General features: G+C 55.1%; 4 protein-coding genes. All 4 read left to right on the forward strand.

The features are described 5' to 3' along the window. The first annotated feature begins 28 nt into the window (after positions 1-28). From ALO_RS00875 to ALO_RS00890, 4 genes are read left to right on the forward strand one after another with little or no spacing between them, the layout of a single operon-like run. Complete coding sequence (locus tag ALO_RS00875; RefSeq protein ID WP_004091848.1) at positions 29-4,546, forward strand: non-ribosomal peptide synthetase; 4,518 nt, start codon at positions 29-31, stop codon at positions 4,544-4,546. Positions 4,547-4,593: 47 nt separating this feature from the next. Then, positions 4,594-8,592, forward strand: a complete 3,999-nt coding sequence (locus tag ALO_RS00880) for a non-ribosomal peptide synthetase (RefSeq protein WP_004091850.1) — start codon at positions 4,594-4,596, stop codon at positions 8,590-8,592. A 37-nt stretch (positions 8,593-8,629) separates the two neighbouring features. Beyond that, the gene (locus ALO_RS00885; protein WP_004091854.1) at positions 8,630-21,847 is read left to right on the forward strand and encodes a non-ribosomal peptide synthetase; all 13,218 of its coding nucleotides are present in this window, start codon (positions 8,630-8,632) and stop codon (positions 21,845-21,847) included. Between the two features lie 20 nt (positions 21,848-21,867). Further along, positions 21,868-22,557 (forward strand): 4'-phosphopantetheinyl transferase family protein, encoded by a 690-nt coding sequence (locus ALO_RS00890; protein WP_413788489.1) that lies wholly within the window; start codon positions 21,868-21,870, stop codon positions 22,555-22,557. Positions 22,558-22,603 lie beyond the last annotated feature (46 nt).

Raw genomic sequence — 22,603 nt, forward strand, 5'->3', positions numbered from 1 at the left:
AATGAGTCGCAAAGGGAGGTAATGTAAGATGGACCATCCGTCCAAGCCTGATAAACAGGGAGACATAAAGGCGAATATCAAAAAAATATTTGCCCTGTCCCCCATGCAGAAAGGCATGCTTTTCCACGCGCTGCTGGATAGCCAGTCCCCTGCGTATTTTGAACAGGTCGTCTTCTTTATTAACGGAAAGCTGGACCGGGAGCTGGTGCAGGCCAGCTTCCGGAAACTCATCGAACGGCATGATGTTTTCCGGACTGTTTTTGTCTACGAAAAAGTCAGCAGTCCGGTGCAGGTTGTTTTGAAAACACGGGATGGCAGCATTGCCTACCATGATGTAAGCGGCCTGAGTGAACCGGAGAAAGCAGCCTTTGTGGACACATACAAGTCCGGGGATAAGGCGAAGGGGTTTGATTTAACCAAAGACATCCCGCTACGGGTTGCCCTGATAAAAATCAATGAAGACGCCTATCAGTTAATATGGAGCTTCCACCATATTATTATGGACGGCTGGTGCATGGGAATTATCCTCAGAGAATTTTTTGCCATCTATGGGGCGTTAAAAGACGGCCGTTCGCCCGGTTTAAGCGAGGCCTACCCGTACAGCGGCTATATTAAATGGCTTGAGGACCAGGACCAGGGAGCGGCGGCGTCCTATTGGAAAGAATACACCGGCGGGTGCGAGGCCCATGCCCTGCCGGCGAAAAATGGCGGGCTGCGCAGGCAGGGAGAGTATCAGCCGGCGGAAGCCGTATTTCAGATCGGTGCTGGGACGCATAAGAACTTAGAGGATATCGCGGCAAAGAATCATGTAACATTAAATACCGTTCTCCAGACATTATGGGGGATTGTATTGCAGCGGTATGCCAATACGGACGACGTGGTGTTCGGCGCGGTCGTATCGGGAAGGCCGCATGAAATCGCCGGCGTGGAAAGCATCGTCGGCCTGTTTATCAACACGCTGCCGGTGAGGATAAAAGGCGGCGGGACCAAACTGTTTGCGGCATTGCTGGCCGAGGTGCAGCAGGCGGCGGTGGAATCGGAGCAATACAGCTATTACCCGCTGGCGGATATCCAGGCCGGGAGCGGTGTCAAAGGCGCCCTGTTTGACCATATCATGGCCTTTGAAAACTATCCCATGGAAGAAGTGCTGCATGCCGGGCCTGACGCGGCATTGGGCTTTGCCATCGATGGCGTGGAAGCCTTCGAGCAGACCAACTATGACTTGAATGTGGTCATTGCTCCCGGTAATGAATTAGGCGTTAAATTCAGCTACAATGCTCTCGCATTTCGGCGAGACTTCATTGAGCAGCTGGCGGGGCATTTTAAGGCGGCGCTGGCGGGAGTAACCGGAAATCCTGATCTCATGATCAAAGATATCGATATACTGACGGCGGAAGAACGCCGGCAGCTTTTAGATGATTTCAATCATACCCAGCGGGAATATCCGAAAAACAAGACCGTCCAGGAGCTGTTTGAAGAGCAGGCGGCGCGGACGCCTGACAACGCGGCGGCGGTGTATCAGGAGCGGCGGCTGACCTGCCGGGAACTGAACGAACGGGCCAATCAGCTGGCGCGGCTGCTGTGGAACAGGGGCGTTCAGGCCAACAGCATTGTGGGGATACTGGCGGAACGATCGCCCGAACTGCTCATCGGCATTCTGGCGATCGTAAAGGCCGGCGGGGCGTATCTGCCGATTGACCCGGAATATCCGCCGGAAAGAATCAGCTATATGCTGGCGGACAGCGGGGCAGGCATCTGCCTGACGCAGCGGCATCTCGCCGCTGCAATCGATTTCAGCGGCGAGGTCATCGCTTTAGATGACCCGGATTTGTACCAGGGTGATCCTTCCAATCTGCCCCGGCAAAATACCCCGCAGGATTTGGCTTATGTGATCTATACCTCAGGCTCAACCGGCAAACCCAAGGGCGTGGAAATACGGCACGCCAGCCTGGTGAATCTCATCTGCTGGCACCGGCGCGTATATGAGATCACGCCGGCGGACAGGGGCACATTGCTGGCCGGTCAGGCCTTTGACGCTTCGGTCTGGGAGATTTGGCCCTATCTGACCGCCGGCGCCGGCATTTATATTCCCGACAGCGAAACCCGGGCATCGGTGACCGGACTCATTCAGTGGCTGAAGGACAACCGGATCAGCGTAAGCTTTATGCCGACGCCGATGGCCGAAGTGCTGCTTGCCGAGGAGTGGCCTGAGGATATGTCCTTGCGGGCGCTGCTGACCGGCGGAGATAAGCTGCGCTGCCGGCCTGACAAAAAAATGCCGTTTACTCTGCTGAATCATTACGGCCCCACCGAAAACACCGTGGTTACGACCTGGGCCGCGGTTGATCCCGCTGCGCCGCAGGATGTTCTGCCGACCATCGGCCGCCCTGTGGACAACACAAAAATCTATATCCTGGATTCCTGCGACCGGCTGCAGCCTGTGGGCGCTCCGGGGGAACTGTGCATTTCCGGCGACGGCCTGGCCAGGGGCTACTTGAACCGGCCGGAGCTGACGGCGGAAAAGTTTGTGCCCAACCCTTTCCTGCCGGGGGAGAAAATGTACCGGACAGGCGATTTGGCAAGCTGGCTTCCTGACGGAGATATCGAGTTTTTAGGCCGCATCGACCATCAGGTAAAGATCCGCGGCTTCCGGATTGAACTGGGCGAGATAGAAGCCGAGCTGTTAAAGCATCCGTCCGTCAGGGAATCCGTTGTGAGCGCCAAGGGCGATCCGGCCGGCAATCAGTATCTATGCGCCTATCTTGTCCCGGCGGAACAGCTGCCGGTGGCGGACCTGCGCGCCTATTTAGCCAAAGCGCTGCCGGAATATATGATCCCGGCGGTCTTTATCCAGCTGGACAACATGCCGCTGACCCCCAATGGAAAGATAGACAGAAGAGCGCTGCCGGAGCCGGAAGGGGACTTTCATACGGGAACCGCGTATGTTGCTCCCCGGACTGAAACGGAACAAAGGATGGCCCGGATTTGGCAGGATGTGCTGGGCACAGCCAAAGCGGGCATAGGCATAGAAGACAACTTTTTTGAACTGGGCGGGCATTCGTTAAAGGCAGTGACCCTGGCCTCCAGGCTGCATAAGGAATTCGGCGTGGAGGTGCCGCTCCGGAAAGTGTTTGAAAGACCGACGATCAAAGAACTGGCCCGCTACTGCGAGGGTGCGGGACAAAGCGGCTACACGGCCATCAGCCCCGCGGCGGAGCAGGCATACTATCCGGCATCGTCGGCGCAAAGGAGGATGTTTATCCTGAACCAGCTGAACAGCGGCGATACGGCTTATAACATGCCCGCAGCCTTCCGGGTGGAGGGAGATTTGGACACGATACGCTTTACGGAAGCCTTGCAGGGACTGGTCCGCCGGCACGAGATCTTACGGACTTCCTTTGAACTGGCCGACGGGGAGCTGGTGCAAAAAATCCATGAAGAGGTTAACTTTACCGTGGAATTTCTGCGGTCAAAGGAAGAAGCAATACCGGCGGTTATCAAAAAATTCATCCGTCCCTTTGTGCTGCAGGCGGCTCCGCTGTTCCGGGTGGGCCTGGTTAAAATCAGCGACCATAAGCATGTGGTACTGTTTGACATGCATCATATTGCATCCGACGGCGTCACCATGGGCATTCTTGTGAGAGAATTAATGTGCCTGTACGACGATAAACCGCTGCCGGAGCTCAGAATCCAATACAAGGATTTCTCAGTTTGGCAAAACAATCTGCAGCAAACGGGAGGGTTTCGCAGACAGGAACAATACTGGCTGCAAACCTTTGACGGCGATCTTCCGGTACTCAATATGCCGCTTGATTACCCGAGGCCTTCGGCGCGGAGCCTGGCGGGAGAGCGGCTGAGACAGACCGTCGGGGAAGAAGTGACGGCAGCCTTGCACAACCTCGCGGGGCAAACCGGAACAACCCTCTATATGGTGCTGCTGGCGGCCTATACGATCCTCCTGTCAAAGCACAGCGGCCAGGAAGACATTATTGTGGGATCGCCGGTCGCGGGCAGGCCGCACGCCGATTTAGAGAATATAGCCGGCATGTTCGTCAACACCCTGGCGATGCGAAACTATCCGGCGGGGCACAAAAGCTTCCGGGAGTTTCTGGATGAAGTCGGCAAGAATGCGCTGGCAGCCTTTGAACACCAGGAGTATCCGTTTGAAGAACTGGTCAATAAACTGGCGATACCCCGGGACGCCGGCAGGAATCCTTTGTTTGACGCGCTGTTTTCACTGCAGAATATCGACATTGCAGAGCTGATGATAGGAGATTTAACCTTTATCCCCTATGAATTTGAGAATAAGACGGCTAAATTCGATCTCAATCTGCTGGTTATGAAAAAAGACAACCGGTTGGAGCTGATGCTGACCTATGACGCCAAGCTGTTTAAAGCGGCAACGGCCGTCAGGATTCTGCAGGACTTTGTGAAAATCCTGCAGGCCATTACGGAAGACAGCGGTATCGTGCTGAACAGGATCGCACTGGCGGAGCAATACAGCAAGCGCAAGGCAATCAAGCAGGACCTGAGCTTTAATCTATAAATATAGAAGCGGAACTGCAAGGAAAGACAGTGAGGGGGCAATCAGACATGTTACTGGACAAACATTCCCGGAATGTTATTCTCTCATGCGGCGATTTTACCGAAGAAAAAGAGTACTGGACCAATAAGCTGGGTGATGAGATCCATACCGACGGTTTTCCCGCCAACCGCTATCCGGATCACCGGCAATATGCACCGGCGACGGTAAAATGCATCATGCCCGGGGAAATATCCGATAAGATCGTTCATTTGGGCAACGGATCGGAACAGGCAATTTATATGATTTTATTATCCGGCATAAAATACCTGTTGCACAGATACACGGGCAGCAATGATCTTTTCGTGGGCATGCCTGTCTTTCAGCAAGAAGGCGAAGGCGGCGAGGCGGAATACTTTAATGCTGTTTTGCCGTTACGAAGCGGTTTCGATAGGGAGCAGACCTTTGGCGAGTGGTTATTGTCGATAAAAAACGTGATCCTGGAAGCCGACCGTTATCAGAACTACCCTCTGGACAAGATTTACGAGCAATTGGCTTTGTGCGCCGCCGACAGTGGAAATTCTTTATTTCAAACCGTCGTATTACTGGAAAATATTCATGAAAAGAAGCTGATTGACCCGCAGGAAATCGCCACGATGTTTTCTTTTTTGCTGACGGGCAGAGTGATAGCGGTTACGGTGGAGTATAATGCGAACCTATACACGCAGCAAATGATGGAACAGGTGGTCAGCCACCTGTTTCATTATTTTCAGGCCGTGACCGGCAACCCCCGCGTTAAACTGGCTGAAATAGATATACTGGCAGCCGGTGAGCGCAGCCGGATCCTGGGGGAATTCAACCGCACGGCGGCTGCCTATCCTCAGGATCAGACCATCCAGCAGCTCTTTGAGGAACAGGTCCATCAGACGCCTGATAATACGGCGGTGGTTTTTGAAAATCAGCGGTTAACCTACCGGGAATTAAACGAAAAAGCCGACCGGCTGGCGGGGCTGCTGAGAAATAAAGGGGTAACGGCCAACAGTGTCGTTGGCATCATGACCGAACGTTCCCTGGAAATGATCATCGCCATCATGGGAATCCTGAAGGCCGGCGGCGCCTACCTGCCGATTGACCCGACGTATGCCGCCGACCGAATCACTTATATGCTTGAGGACAGCCGGGCGAAGCTCCTGCTTACACAAAAACCCTTCCTGGCGAAGCTTGCCCTGCCGATTGAGAAAATAGATCTGGCGGACGGGATTCCGGATGGTGAAGCGGCTTTCCATCCGGAAGCGGTGAGCCAAGCCGGCGATTTGGCTTATGTAATCTATACGTCAGGCACAACCGGACAGCCGAAAGGCGTGATGATTGAACACCGCAATGTGGTGAATCTGGCCTGGGGCCTGAGGGATGCGGTGTACCGCAAGTATGGCGCGGCGCTGAATGTGGCGCTGCTATCGCCGTATGTGTTTGACGCATCGGTCAAACAGATTTTTCCCGCCCTCTTATTCGGTCATGCTTTATGCATTGTGCCGGAATCGCTGCGCTACGACCGGGCCGGATTGCTGGATTTTTACCGGAAAAACAGCATTGATCTTTCTGATGGGACGCCGGCGCATATCAGGATCCTGAATAGCGATTCACCGGGTGAGACAGAGCTGCGGGTGAAGGAATTCCTCATCGGCGGGGAGGCGCTTCCCGGCGGACTGGCGCGGGAATTCCTGCAGCGCTTTGGCAGCGGGCGCATGGCCATGACTAATGTTTACGGGCCGACGGAGTGTTGCGACGTGGCTGCCGTGCAGCCTGTTAATGAGCATGAAACCGGCGCGTTTCCCGTCATTCCCGTCGGCAAGCCGCTGGCTAATGTTCAGGTATATATCTTAGGCAAGGATTTGGCGGTGCTGCCGGTTCATGCCGTGGGAGAACTATATATCGGCGGGCGGGGAGTAGGCAGAGGCTATCTGAACCGGCCGGAGCTGACGGCCGAGAAGTTTGTGGACAATCCGTTCCTCGCCGGTGAACGGATGTACCGCACCGGTGATTTAGCCAGGTGGCTGCCCGACAGCGCGATTGAATTCCTTGGCCGCATCGACCATCAGGTAAAGATACGGGGCTTCCGCATCGAGCTGGGTGAGATCGAAGCGCAGCTGCTGAAGCATGCGGCCGTAAAAGAGGCGGCGGTCCTTGCCCGCGAGGACGGCGACGGCGTTAAATATCTCTGCGCCTACATCGTCGCAGGGCAGGCGGCCACTGTGGCCGAGCTGCGTTCGTATTTGGCGGGAACCTTGCCCGATTATATGATCCCGGCTTATTTTGGGCAGCTGGACAAGCTGCCGCTGACTGCCAACGGTAAACTGGACAGGAAGGCGCTGCCTGAACCGGACGGCAGCGTCGGGAGCGGGGTGGAGTATAAAAGCGCCGCGAATGAGACGGAAGAAATCCTGGTCAAAGTATGGCAGGAGGTCTTAAAAACAGAAAGAGTAGGGGTCGGCGATAACTTCTTCAGCCTCGGGGGCGATTCGATCAAGGGCATCCAGGTATTGTCGCGCCTGAAGCATTACGGCTTAAGCCTGGAGATGCGCGATTTATTCTCCTATCCGGTCATTGAAGAACTGAGCGGTCACGTAAAAACAGCAATCCGGCAGGTTGACCAGGGAATCGTCGAGGGGCCTGTGGGACTTACGCCGATCCAGTGCAAGCTGTTTGAGCAAAGCTTCAGCGACAAACACCATTATAACCAGGCGGTCATGCTCTATCATCAGGACGGATTTGACGCCGCCGCTGTCGGAAAGGTACTGGCAAAGCTGACGGAGCATCATGACGCGCTGCGCTTGGTCGTTTCGGAGGAGAAAGGCCGGACCGGCCTGTTTAACCGCGGACTGACGGGAGACTTGTACAGCTTGGAAGTGGCGGATTTACGGTGCCATGAGCATTACCGGGAAATCATCGCCCAAAAAGCGGATGAGATTCAGGCCGGCATCGATCTTTGCCATGGCCCTCTGGTTAAAGCGGGACTGTTCCAGACAAAGGACGGGGACCATCTGCTGCTGGTGATCCATCATCTGGCGGTGGACGGGGTATCCTGGCGAATTATCCTGCAGGATTTTGCCGACGGGTACACACAGGCTCTCCGCCATGAAGCCATCCAATTGCCGGATAAAACCAATTCATTCCGGGAATGGTCGGAAAAATTAGCCGCTTATGCCAACAGCCCGCAATTGCTGAGCGAGGCGGAGTATTGGGCGGAGCTGGAAGCGGCGGAGGTGAAACCGCTGCCGAAAGACCGGCGGATTGCCCAAAGAAGCGGCAAAGACAGCGGGCAGGTTGTGATGGAATTAACCGAGGCGGAAACGGAAACATTGCTAAAACAGGTAAATATTGCCTATAACACCGAAATCAATGATATCCTGCTTACGGCGCTGGGGCTTGCGATCAGCCAATGGGCCGGGGACGGCCTGGTGCTGATCCATCTGGAAGGACACGGCCGGGAAGGAATTATCAAGGATATTGACATATCGCGGACGGTCGGGTGGTTCACCGCCCAATACCCGGTAATGCTGGACATGCGTGGCGACAGGGATCTGGCCTACCGGATAAAATCCGTAAAGGAAAGCCTGCGGCAGATTCCCCATAAAGGTATCGGCTACGGCATTCTGAAGTACCTGACCTCGCCCGGGCATAAAGCGGCGCTGCACTTTAGCCTGGCGCCCGAGATCAGCTTCAATTATCTCGGACAGTTTGATGCGGAGGCTGCCGACGGGGGCTTCGGCCTGTCGGAGCTTTCGGCGGGAAAATCCGTGTCCGATCAGCTGGAGAGTCCCCATGCGATTGATATCAACGGCATGGTGGCCAGGGGCAGGCTGCAGTTAACCCTTATCTATAATAAGCAGGAATACCGGCAGGAAACGATGCTGGCCGTGGCCGAAAAGCTGCGGCAAAACCTGACGGACGTGATCGATCACTGCGCGGAGGCTGACTTTACTGAGCTGACGCCAAGCGATTTTACCTTAAAGGGGATCAGCATCGAGGGGCTGGAAGATCTAGAGGAGCAATTCAGTGATATCGACTGACCGGTGAAGCAAATAATGGTTGGGAGGTTGTGCATGAATGAGTATGAGTAATGGCAAAAAGCAAAATGAAAAGAAAATAAAAGATATATACTTATTGTCTCCCATGCAGGAAGGAATGCTGTACCATTCATTGCTGCATGATGAAGCCAGCGCGTACTTTGAACAGCATGTGCTGTCCATCAAAGGCGTCCTGGATATACCGCTGCTGGAAGAGAGCCTTAACCGGCTTATTGCCCGCTATGATGTATTGCGGACGGTTTTTGCCTACGAAAAAGTGGAAAAGCCGGTCCAGGTTGTGCTGAGGGAGCGCAAGACGTCCATCCAGGTTGAGGATATTGGGCATTTGCCGGCGGAAGCGCAGCAGGAGTTTATCCAGGCCTTTACCAGGAACGACAAAAAGAAAGGCTTTGATTTACGCAAAGACCTTCTGATGCGAATCAGCGTGATTAAGCAGGACAGCGAACGGTACAAGCTGGTATGGAGCTTCCATCATATAGTTACGGACGGCTGGTGCCTGGGCATTATCCTGCATGATTTTCTGTCGATTTATACCGCCCTGAGGGAAAACAGGGAACCGGATTTAAAAAGGGTATATCCCTACAGCGATTATATCAAATGGCTGGCGGAACAGGATCCCAGCGAGGCCGCCGCGTACTGGGGAAAATACGTAGGCGATTATGAGGAGCAGGCAACGCTTCCCAAAAGGAACGGACTGTCCGCCGGCGGCCAATACGAGCTGGCCGAGCTTTCTTTCCGGGTCGACGCGGCGACGACCCAAGGCATTGAGAATATTGCACGGCAAAACAATGTAACGCTGAATACGGTTATGCAGGCCATCTGGGGGATCCTGCTGCAGCGGTACAACAATACGGACGACGTCGTGTTCGGCGCGGTCGTATCCGGCAGGCCGCATGAGATACCGGGCATCGAAAGCATGGTCGGCTTGTTTATCAATACGCTGCCGGTACGGATCAAAGGCGGCGGGAGAAAGCGGTTTACCGAATTATTGCGCGAAGTGCAGCAGGCGGTCGTGGAATCGGAGCGGCACAGCTATTATCCGCTGGCGGACATACAGGCGAAAACGGATTTAAAAGGCGCCCTGCTGGATCATATCCTCGTTTTCGAGAACTATCCGATGGAGGAAGTACTGAACACGCAGCAGGAGGAGAAATTCGGCTTCCGGATTGAAGCCACGGAGGCGTTTGAACAGACCAGCTATGATTTTAATATTCTGGTTGGTCCCGGCAAAGAACTGACCATCAAATTCAGCTATAATGCCCTGGTGTATGACGCCGGTTTTATCAGCCGGCTGGCGCAGCATATAAACTCGGCCATACGGGCGGTGCTCCGCCAGGCCGATATACCGGTCGGGGATATCGACATACTGACCGAGGCGGAAAAGCGGCAGATTCTCTATGACTTTAATGACACGCAGATGGCCTGCCCGCAGGACAAGACCATCAAGGACCTCTTTGAGGCGCAGGTGGAGAAAAGCCCGGATGACGCCGCCGTGCTGTTTGCCGAGCAGGCGCTTAGCTTTCGGGAGCTTAACCGGAAAGCAAACCAGCTGGCCAGGGCGCTGCGGGAAAAAGGGGTGGCCGCCAACCGGACCGTGGGCATCATGGCGGAACGCTCGCTGGAAATGATCATCGGGATTATGGGAGTTTTGAAAGCCGGCGGGGCGTACCTGCCGCTGGATCCGCAGTATCCGTGGGACCGCATCAGCTATATGCTGGAGGACAGCGGCACGGAGATTGTATTAACCCAGCTGCGGTGGCTGCATGAAATCGCCTTTAACGGGCATACCCTCGATTTGGAGGACCCGGGCCTCTACCAGGGAGACGGGGCAAACCTGGCTACCGAACACACTTCCCGGGACTTAGCCTATGTCATCTATACCTCCGGATCGACCGGCAGGCCCAAGGGGGTCATGATCGAGCAGCAATCGGTGATCAATTTGCTGCTGTGGATGCAGCAGAAATATCCGCTGACGAAAGACGATGTGATCCTGCAAAAAACGCCCTTTACCTTCGACGTATCGGTATGGGAGCTGTTTGCCTGGGCGTTCACCGGCGCCAAGGTGTATATGCTGAAACCGGGCGGGGAAAAAGATGTGCCGGAGATGATCCGGACGATTGAACGGCACAGGATCACAGCCGTTGATTTTGTGCCTTCCTTACTAAGCGCCTTCCTGGATTATATGGAAGGAAAGGACAATCTCGCGGCATTAGCCAGTTTGCGCAGGGTATTCGCCGCCGGGGAAGCGCTGCAGCTCTATCAGGTGGAACGGTTCAACAGGCTGCGGAACAAGGATTTCCAGGCCGAGCTCATTAATTTATACGGCCCGACCGAGACAACCGTATATGCGTCCTATTTTGACTGCCCCCCGGATCAAGCGCTTGCCGTCGTTCCGATAGGCAAGCCCCTCGGCAATCTGCAGCTTTATGTCCTAGACAAGAACAATCAGCTGCAGCCGGCCGGAGTCGCCGGCGAACTGTGCATTGCCGGCGGCGGTTTGGCCAGGGGCTATTTAAACCGGCCGGAACTGACGGCGGAGAAATTTGCGCCGCATCCTTTCCGGTCCGGGGAGCGGATGTACCGGACGGGCGATCTGGCACGATGGCTGCCGGACGGCAATGTTGAATATCTGGGCCGAATCGATCACCAGGTAAAAATCCGGGGCTTCCGCATTGAACTGGGCGAAATCGAAACCGAGCTGTTAAAGCATCCGGCTGTCAAAGAGGCCGTCGTCGTTGCCAGAGAAGAGGCAGCCACCGGCAAGTATTTGTGCGCCTATTTCGCAGCCGGGCAGCCGCTGGCCGTGATCCAGCTGAGGGAACTGCTGGCGAAAGAACTGCCTGACTACATGATTCCCGCGTACTTTGTGCAGCTTGACAGGATGCCGTTAACCGCCAGCGGGAAAATAGACCGCAAAGCCTTGCCGGAGCCGGAAGGAAGAAGTAATACCGGGGCGGCGTACATCGCCCCGCGGAACGAGGCGGAAGAAAAGCTGGCCCGGATATGGCGGCAGGTTTTAGGCATCGGGCAGGTGGGGATTCACGATAACTTCTTTGATTTGGGCGGGCATTCGTTAAAAATGATCACCCTTGTCGCCAAAATCCATAAAGAATTCGGGGTGGAAGTGCCGCTGCAGGCGGTGTTCAGCGCTCCCACCATCAGCGAGCTGGCGAAACTGGCTGGCGGGGCCGCGCAGCATGACTTTACGGCTATCGAGCCGGCGCCGGAACAGGAATACTACCCGCTGTCGGCGGCTCAAAAGCGATTGTATGTACTGAGCCGGTTCGACAATAATGAAACGGCCTATAACATGCCGTCCGCCCTGCAGGCCGAGGGTTCCCTGGATAAAAAACGGCTGGAGGAAGCATGCCGAAAACTGATGGCCAGGCATGAAACCCTGCGGACTTCTTTTGCATTGGCCGCCGGGGAACCGGTGCAAACAGTGCATAAAGAAATAGATTTCACGATTGATTATTGCCAGGCTGCGCCGGAAATGGTGCCGGCTATGATCCAGGCGTTTATCCGCCCCTTTGATTTAGGCCAGGCCCCGCTGTTCCGGGTAAGCGTGATCGAAACAGGCGAAACCAGCCATGTGCTGTTATTTGACATGCACCATATCATATCCGACGGGGTATCTGCCGGCATCCTGGTAAAAGAACTGGCCGCCCTGTATGAGGGTAAGAATCTGCCGGCACTTAGGATTCAATATAAGGATTTTTCGGTTTGGCAAAACCATGTGCAACAGGAAAAAGGCATGGAACAGCAGGAAAAATACTGGCTGGATACCTTTGCGGGAGAGCTTCCCGCGCTGGACCTGCCCACTGATTATCCGCGGCCGCCGGTGCGCAGCTTTGAAGGAGACCGCCTGCAGTTTACCGTCGGGGAGGAATTGACGGAGGCGTTAAACAGGCTGGCCGGACAAAGCGGCGCGACGCTTTACATGGTGCTGCTGGCGGCCTATAACGTCCTGCTGTTGAAATATACCGGCCAGGAAGACATCGTTGTCGGTTCGCCTATTGCGGGAAGGCCGCACGCCGATTTGGAAAATATTGTAGGCATGTTTGTCAATACGCTGGCCATGCGCAATTATCCGGCAGCGGATAAAAGCTTCCGGGAGTTTCTGGCGGAGGTCAAAGCCAATGCCCTGCAGGCTTATCAGCATCAGGAATATCAATTCGAAGAACTGGTGGACAAGCTGAACATTCCGCGGGATATGAGCCGGAATCCGCTGTTTGACACTATGTTCGCGTTACAGAACATGGACGCGGCGGAGTTGGCGATGGGCGGCCTGCAGTTTTCGCCCTATGAATTGACTAATAAAATCGCCAAATTCGATCTGATTTTCCAAATATTAGAAAGAAACAACCGCCTGGAATTTACGCTGGAATACTACACTAAAATATTGAAACGGGAAACGGTCCAAAGACTGGCCGGTCATTTTGTCAATGTACTGGCAGGTATCGCTGCCAATCCGTTGGGCAGGCTGGCGGAATTTGAAATGATGACGGCAGAGGAAAAAAGGCAGATACTCGATGGCTTTAACAATACGAAAACCCTCTATCCCCAGACGCGGACGGCTTCCCGTTTCTTTGAGATCCAGGCGGTGCGGCAGCCTGACAATATCGCCGTGGCCTTTGAAGAGCGGCGTCTCACCTATCGGGAGCTGAACAGCAAGGCCAATCAGCTGGCGCGCGTACTGCGTAAAAAAGGCGTAAAAGCCAACCATATTGTCGGCGTCCTGGCGGAACAGTCGCCGGAAATGATCATCGGCATTATGGGAATCGCCAAGGCCGGCGGGGCGTATCTGCCCATCGATCCGGTATATCCGGGAGACCGGATCAGCTACATGCTGGAAGACAGCGACGCGGCTATCCTGTTAGCGCAGCGGCATCTTGCCAGCAAAGTGTCCTTTTCGGGAGAGACCCTCGAGTTGGAAGATCCGGCGCTGTTTCAGGGCGATGATCTGAATCTTCCCCGTGAAAATACGGCGGCGGATTTAGCCTATGTCATTTATACCTCCGGTTCGACCGGGAAACCCAAGGGGGTCGAGATACAGCACGCCAGCCTGAACAATTTCATTCACTGGCACTGCCACGCCTATGGCATAACCCCTGCGGACAGGACTACCAAACTGGCCGGGCCGGCTTTCGACGCTTCGGTCTGGGAGATATGGCCCTACCTTTCCGCCGGCGCCGGGATCTACATTCCCAATCAGGAAGCCCGGTCGTCAACCGTCGGCCTGATCCAGTGGCTGAAAGAAAACGCGATTACCGTCAGTTTTCTGCCGACACCCTGGGCGGAGGCTTTGCTGGCGGAACCGTGGCCGGCCGACATTCCGCTGCGGGTAATGCTGACAGGCGGGGACAAGCTGCATTGCCGGCCTGCTCCGGGGCTGCCCTTCGTACTGATGAATCACTATGGCCCGACCGAAACCACAGTGGTTGTGACCGGCACGGCCGTTTGCCCCGATGCGCCCCGGGACGTGCTGCCGACCATCGGCAAGCCCCTGGACAACACAACCATTTATATCCTGGACAGAAACAATCAGCTGCAGCCGGTTGGCGTGGCCGGCGAAATTTGCGTGGCCGGCGACTGCCTGGCCAAAGGGTATTTAAACCGGCCGGAACTGACGGCGGAAAAATTTGTCGCCAACCCGTTCCAACCGGGGGCGCGGATGTACCGGACAGGCGATTTGGCAAGGTGGCTGCCGGACGGTAATATTGAGTTTCTGGGACGCATCGACCAGCAGGTGAAGATCCGCGGTTTCCGCATCGAACTGGGAGAGATTGAAGCTGAGCTGTTAAAATACCCTTCGGTGAAGGAAGCGGCGGTCATTATTAAAGAGGACACCTCCGCCGGCAAATATTTATGCGCCTATTATGCGGCGGAGCAGGAGCTGGCCGTGGACGGGCTGCGGCAGCATTTGGCCCGGACGCTGCCCGACTATATGATTCCGGCTTACTTTATGCAGCTGGACAAAATACCGCTGACGCCAAACGGCAAGGTGGACAGAGGTTCGCTGCCCCAGCCGGAAGGCAGGGCCGGCGCGGGCGCGGCGTACGCGGCGCCCGTGAGCGAAGCCGAGGTAAAGCTGGCCGGATTGTGGCGGCAGGTATTAAAGGTGGAACAGGTGGGGCTGGAAGACAATTTCTTTGATCTGGGCGGCCATTCCCTCAAGGCGATTACCCTGGTCTCCAGGATCCAGAAGGAATTCGGCGTAGAAGTGCCCCTGCAGGAAATCTTCCGGACCCAGACCGTGAAAGAACTGCTCAAATTCATGGAAAGCGCGGGGCAGTCCGGTTATGCGGACATCAAGCCCGTAGAGGAACAGGCAGCCTATCCGGTATCGTCGGCGCAAAAGAGAATGTTTATCCTGAATCAATTTGAAAATGACACGGCCTATAATATGCCGGCGGTATTCCAGGCGGAAGGCCGGCTGGACCGGCAACGGCTGACGGAGGCGCTGCAGAAGCTCATTGCGCGGCATGAGACCTTGCGGACCTCCTTTGCGGTGGTGGAAGGGGAGCCGGTACAACGGGTCCATAAAGAGATCGATTTTGCCGTCGGCTATCGCCAGGCGTCTGAAGCAGAAATACCGGGGATCATCAAGGCCTTCATCCGTCCCTTTGATCTGGGCGCGGCGCCGCTTTTCCGGGTCAGCCTGGTAGAAATAAGCAAAGACAATCACGTCGTCTTGTTTGATATGCACCATATTATATCCGACGGGGTGTCTGTGGGCATTCTGGTCAAAGAACTGGCCCAATTATACGCAGGCGAAGCCTTGCCGACGCTCAGAATCCAATACAAGGATTTTTCCGCATGGCAGCGCCAGGCGCAGCAGACCGAAGGGTTTAAACGGCAGGAACAATACTGGCTGAGCACCTTTGCAGGAGAACTGCCGGTGCTGAATCTGCCCGCCGATTATCCGCGGCCGCCGGTCAGAAGCTTCGAGGGAGACAGCCTGCGGTTTGAACTGGGGGAAGAATTGACCGGGGCCTTAAAGAGCCTGGCCGGTCAGCATGGCGCGACTCCCTACATGGTGCTGCTGGCGGTTTATAACGTTTTACTGTCGAAATACACCGGGCAGGAAGACATCATCGTAGGGTCGCCGATTACGGGAAGACCCCACGCGGATATGGAAAACATCGTCGGCATGTTTGTCAATACGCTGGCCATGCGCAATTATCCGGCGGGGAACAAAAGCTTCCTGGAATATCTGGCGGAAGTCAGGGCCAGTGCGCTGCAGGCCTTTGAACACCAGGATTATCCCTTCGAAGAACTGGTGGACAAGCTGGATATCACACGGGATTTAAGCCGAAATTCGCTGTTTGACACCATGTTTTCCCTGCAGAATCTTGATATGGCGGCCCTGGCGCTGGAGGACCTGAAACTCTGCCCCTACGAATTTGAAAACAAAGCCGCCAAATTCGATCTCAGCCTGCAAGCGACGGAAACAGAGCGCGGGTTGGTCTTCCGGCTGGAATACTATACCAGGTTATTCCACAAGGACACGGCGGCCCGGCTGGCCCGGCATTTTGTCAATATCGTAAAAAGCATCGTCGCCGCGCCGCAGGCCAAACTGGCTGATATCGAGCTTTTGTCCGCGGATGAGAAACAACAGATTCTCATCGATTTTAACAGTACGGAAGCCCCTTATCCGCAGGATAAGACGATTCAGGAGCTGTTTGAAGCGCAAGCGGCCCGGCATCCGGATCGCATAGCCGTCATACTGGAAGAACAGCAGCTCAGCTATCAAACGCTGAACCAAAAAGCCAACCAGCTGGCAAGGGTATTGAAGGATAAAGGAGTCAAAGCCAACAGCATCGTCGGCATTATGACCGACCGCTCGTTGGAAATGGTCGTTGGGATCATGGCAATCCTGAAGGCCGGCGGGGCCTATCTGCCGGTCAATCCGGATTACCCGCAGGAAAGAGTCGCCTATATGCTGGAGAACAGCGGGGCCGGTATTTTATTAACGCAGAACCGTTTCCTGGATACACCGGCCTTTAAAGGCGAAACGCTGGATTTGGATCATCAGGGGCTATATCAGGGTGAGGCTGCCAATTTAGACAGGGTAAATAGCGCGCAGGATTTGGCTTATGTGATCTATACCTCAGGCTCGACGGGCAATCCCAAGGGAGTGATGATTAAGCACCACTCGGCGGTCAATTTATTCAACTGGCTGCAGAAACAATATCCCCTGGCGGAAAGCGATATCATCCTGCAAAGAACGTCCTTTGCGTTTGACGCATCGGTATGGGAATTGCTGTGGTGGGCGACAGCCGGCGCCAAAGTCTGCCTGTTGAAGCCGGAAGGTGAAAAGGACCCCGGGGAAATAATCAGGACGATTCATGAACAGAAGGTAACAACGATACAGTTTGTGCCTTCTTTACTGCATGTGTTTTTGGACTATGCGGCAGAGCGGGCCATGCAAGCCAAGTTATCCGGATTGCGCAGGGTATTCGTGGGCGGAGAAGCATTGACCCGGGCACAGGTGGATCAGGTTTACCAGGTATTGGGTAACGAGGTGCGGCTGATCAATCAATACGGCCCGACGGAAGCAACGGTGGATGCGTCCTATTTTGAGTGCTCACCGGAAAAAGCGGGTGAAATGATTCCGATCGGCAGGCCCCTTGACAATACGCGTATGTATATTGTGGACCGCCATAATAAGCTGCAGCCCGTCGGCGTGGCCGGAGAGCTTTGCATCGCCGGCGACGGCCTGGCCGCAGGGTATCTGAACAGGCCGGAGCTGACGGCGGAGAAATTTGTCGACAATCCGTTCCTGCCCGGGGAAAGGATGTACCGGACGGGGGATTTGGCAAGATGGCTGTCGGACGGCAATATTGAGTTTCTGGGTCGTATCGACCACCAGGTCAAAATCCGCGGCTTCCGCATCGAACTGGGAGAAATCGAGGCCGAGCTGCTGCAGCATCCGGCCGTCAAAGAAACGGTAGTCACGGCGCAGGAGGACGGCAGCGGCCACAAATATCTCTGCGCCTACTTCACCGCCGAGCAGGAGCTTACCCCGGCGGATTTGCGGCAGCAGGCGGCGAAGACATTGCCGGATTACATGATTCCGGCCTATTTCCTGCAGCTGCCCAACATGCCGTTAACGCCAAACGGCAAAGTGGACAGAAAGGCGCTGCCTAAGCCGGAAGGGCGTATCAGCACCGGCGCCGGGTACATAGCGCCGGCGAATGAAACGGAAAGCAAACTGGCCGAAATTTGGCAAGCGGTTTTGGGCATCGAACAGATTGGAACCGAAGACAGCTTCTTTGACCTGGGCGGCCATTCCCTGAAGGCGATCACCCTTGTCGCCCGGATTCACAAGGAATTGGGAGCGGAAGTGCCGCTGCGGGAAGTATTTAAATCCCCCACCATCAAAGAATTGGCCAAAACGATCGGAACGACGGGACAAAAAGGCTTTGCAGACATCGAACCGGTCATGGAGCAAGCCTATTATCCGGTATCCTCCGCGCAAAAGCGCATGTTTGTCCTGAACCGGTTTGATCAGAGCGATACGGCCTACAACATGCCGGCGGTCCTGAAAGTAGAAGGCGGCTTGGACCGGAACCGGCTGGCGGCGGCCGTGCAAAAGCTCATTCAGCGCCATGAAACCTTGCGGACCTCCTTTGAAGTAGCAGCCGGGGAACCGGTGCAAAGGGTTCACAAGGAAATTGATTTTGCCGTCGATTATCGCCGGGCGTCTGCCAAAGCCATACCGGAAATCATCCGCGCCTTTGTGCGCCCCTTTGACCTGGGCCAGGCGCCGCTGCTCAGGGTCGGTCTGGTAGAAACGGCGGAAAACAGCCATGTGCTGTTGTTTGATATGCATCATATCATCTCCGACGGCGTGTCCATGGGCATCTTGGTCAAGGAACTGGCCGGCTTCTATGAAGGGCAGGAACTGCCGGGACTCAGGGTCCAGTACAAGGATTTCTCGGCCTGGCAGCACAAGCTGCGGCAAGGGGGAGCCTTTAAACAGCGGGAGCAATACTGGCTGGACACACTGGGAGGAGAACTGCCGGTACTGGATCTGCCCGCCGATTATCCGCGGCCGCCGGTGAGAAGCTTTACCGGGGATCATCTGCAGTTCGAAATCGGAGAGCAGTTAACCGCAGCGGTAAACAAACTGGCCGGCCAAACCGGTACGACCCCTTACATGGTGCTGTTGGCGGCCTACAATATCTTATTGTCGAAATACACCGGCCAGGAGGACATCATTGTCGGTTCGCCCATTGCGGGAAGACCGCACGCGGATTTGGAGCAGGTTGTCGGTATGTTTGTCAACACCCTGGCGATGCGCAATTATCCGGCACAGGACAAAAGCTTCCTGGAATTTTTAGGCGAGCTGAGGGAAAATGTGCTGCAGGCCTTTGAACACCAGGATTATCAGTTTGAAGAACTGGTGGAAACACTGGATATTCCCCGCAATGTAAGCAGGAATCCCCTGTTTGACACTATGTTTGCCCTGCAGAACATGGATATGGCCGCACTGGCGGTGAATGACCTGCACTTCTCCCCGTATCCGTTTGAAAACAAAATCGCTAAATTTGATCTTACCCTGCTGGCCGTAGAAAGAGACAACAAGCTGCAGTTTACGCTGGAATACTATACCAGGCTGTTCAGCCGGGAGACGATGCGGCGGTTGGGAGAGCACTTTGCCAATATCCTCGGCAGTGTACTCAGGCAGCCCCAAATCAGGCTGGGAGACATTGACATGATGTCCGGGGAAGAAAAAAGGCAGATCCTCGTGGATTTTAACAATACAGCGACGGCTTACCCCAAAGACAAGACCCTCCAGGAACTGTTCGAGGAACAGGCGGCAGCACATCCAAAACAGACGGCCGTCGTATTCAACGGGCAGCAGCTCAGTTACCAGGAGCTGAACCACAAAGCCAACCAGCTGGCCGGCGCATTGCGGGCCAAAGGAGTAACCCCCAACCGCATCGTCGGCATCATGGTGGAACGCTCCCCCGAGATGATCATCGGCATCCTGGGCATCTTAAAGGCTGGCGGCGCCTACTTGCCGATCGACCCGGAATACCCGGAGGAACGCATCGGCTACATGCTCCAGGACAGCAGCGCCGCCCTCCTGATCACCCAGCCGCGTCTGGCTGCCGCCAACCTTTTTAAGGGAGAAATCCTGGACATCGATGATCCCGCCCTCTATCGGGGCAGCTGCGCCAATTTGCCCCGTGTCAACACCGCGCAGGATTTAGCCTATGTCATCTACACCTCCGGCTCAACCGGCAAGCCCAAAGGCAATCTCACCATGCATTATAACGTCGTCCGCGTCGTCAAAAATACAAACTATATCGAAATTACCGGCCGGGACGTATTGCTGCAGCTATCCAACTACGCTTTTGACGGCTCGGTCTTCGACATCTACGGCGCTCTGCTCAACGGAGCCAAACTCGTCCTGGTGGACCGGATCGGCGTACTGGACATCGCCCGGCTGCCCCGGATCATCGAGCAGGAAAGGGTAACCGTCTTCTTTATCACCACCGCCCTGTTCAATACACTGGTCGACATTGATATTGACTGCTTCCGAAATATCCGAAAAGTGCTGTTCGGGGGCGAAATGGTCTCGGTCAGCCATGTGCGCAAAGCCTTCAACTACTTAGGCGGCGGCAAAATCATCCACGTCTACGGCCCCACCGAAACCACCGTATTCGCCACCGCTTACGCCGTCAATCAGCTGGCGGAAAGCGAAATTAGCATACCGATCGGAGCTCCCATCGCCAACACTTCTATTTATATCCTGGGGAAAGCCGGCCAGCTGCAGCCCGTCGGCATCCCGGGAGAGCTGTGCATTGCGGGCGACGGCCTAGCCTGGGGCTATCTGTATCGGCCGGAACTGACCGCAGAAAAATTTGTACCCAACCCCTTCCTGCCGGGAGAAAAAATGTACCGCACCGGCGATCTGGCCCGATGGCTGCCCGACGGGAACATAGAATTCCTGGGACGCATCGACCACCAGGTAAAAATCCGGGGCTTCCGGATCGAACTGGGAGAAATCGAAGCCGAACTCCTAAAACACCCGGCCATAAAAGAAGCCACCGTAATCGCCAAAGGCGACACCACCGCCGAAAAATACCTGTGCGCCTATTTTACCGCCGGACAGGAACTGGGCGCAGCCGAGCTGCGCGGGCACTTATCCCATGCGCTGCCCGATTATATGATTCCGGCCTTTTTAGTTCAGCTGGAGAAAATGCCACTGACGCCCAACGGCAAAATAGACCGGCGTGCGCTGCCCGAGCCCGACGGAGGCAGCGGCAGAGCCGAATATGCAGCTCCCCGGAATGAAGCGGAAGAGAAGATGGCGGTCCTGTGGCAGGATATTCTGGGTATGGAAAAGGTCGGAATCGAAGACAGCTTTTTCGAGCTCGGCGGTCATTCTATTAAGGCCATCACTCTCGTGGCCAGGATTCATAAGGAATTCGGCATAGAAATACCCTACGGTCAATTCTTTAAAACTCCGACGATCAGAGAGCTTGCGGCCTATACCGCGCTGCCGGACGCCGCCGGACAGATGCGCCGCAGCTATATCGAATTTAACGTGCATCAAGACAATACGGATAAGCTGTTCTTCTTTCCGCCGGCCGTGCCCCTGGGATTGATATACGGTCATCTTGCCGGCAAGCTGGAGGACTATGCATTATATTGCTTCAACCTCATCGACGGCGACGGCAAAGCTAAGGAATACGCCGACACGATCATCCGCATACAGCCCCAGGGGCCCTATAAACTGGCCGGCTTCTCCGCCGGCGGGGTATTGACCCTGGAGGTGGCGAGAACCTTGGAAAAGCTGGGCCGCGAGGTGGAGATCATCCTGATCGACAGCCGGTATATCAAGGTGCAGGAAGACGGTGTGCTGGAAATGCTGCTGGAGCGCGCCGATGCCTTTACGGCAAATATGGATATGCCGCCGGAAGCAAGAAGCGATATGAAAAGCTTCATTCAAGGCAAGACCATGCAGTATCTAACCTATTTGAATAGCCTGGTTCTGCTTCATGGAGATAAAATTACAGCCGACATACACCATATATGCTCTACCGATACGTATAACCACCAACAGGATATTGCGGAAGAATGGGCGCGGCAAACCAGCGGGAAATTTACGCAGCATAACGGATTTGGGCCGCACAGCGCCATGCTTGAGCCTGGTTTCGCAGGCGATAATGCGCAAATCATCAAACGCATACTGCATGGATCGGAAAAACGCTGCTAGAGAAGGAATCATGAAAGGAGGTGTTGGCAATTGACAGTATCAGTTCACCATTCGGAGACGGTTTTGGCTTTGCCGTAAAAACAGCGTGTGATTATGACGAGGCGGCGCTATATCCGGAAGAAATGGCACTGCTTAGCGCCAAAGCCGTAAAAAAGCGCAGAATCGAATTTTGCATCGGCAGGATTGCCGCCCATAGTGCATTGCGTGACATCAACATAGATGCTGCGGCCGTCCTTAAAGGACCGCAGCATGAACCTGTGTGGCCAGGCGGCGTAGCGGGGGCGATCAGTCATTCGGACGGTTTAGCGCTGGCAGCAGTGGCGCCGAAGGAAAGAGCAGCCGGGATAGGTATAGATATTGAAATCATCGACGCGAACGTGTCGCGGGACATCGTAAAGGAGGTGTGCACACCAGGGGAGACTGCCTGGGTAAAGCAACGGGATAACCGGGAGATTGAGCGGTTGTTTATGGTTTTTTCGGCCAAGGAGAGTATTTTTAAAGCGTTCTTTCCGATCGAACATATATTTCTTGATTATCAGGATGCCGAACTGGTTTGGCAGGAAAACACCGGTAATTTTGGGGGCAAGCTGCTGGCAAGAGCCGGGACAGGCTATGAGGCAGGATATCCGTTTGAAGTTGGGTGCAGAAAGATAGGCAGGTATATATTTACGTTTATGAGTCTGCCTCCTGTTCGTGAGCCCGCGCCGTAAAAGATGCGCCGGGCTTGCTTTTTGGGGAGCTGTAAGGGAAGGGGTT

The sequence above is a fragment of the Acetonema longum DSM 6540 genome (genome assembly GCF_000219125.1).
In the GTDB taxonomy this organism is placed as follows: domain Bacteria; phylum Bacillota; class Negativicutes; order Sporomusales; family Acetonemataceae; genus Acetonema; species Acetonema longum.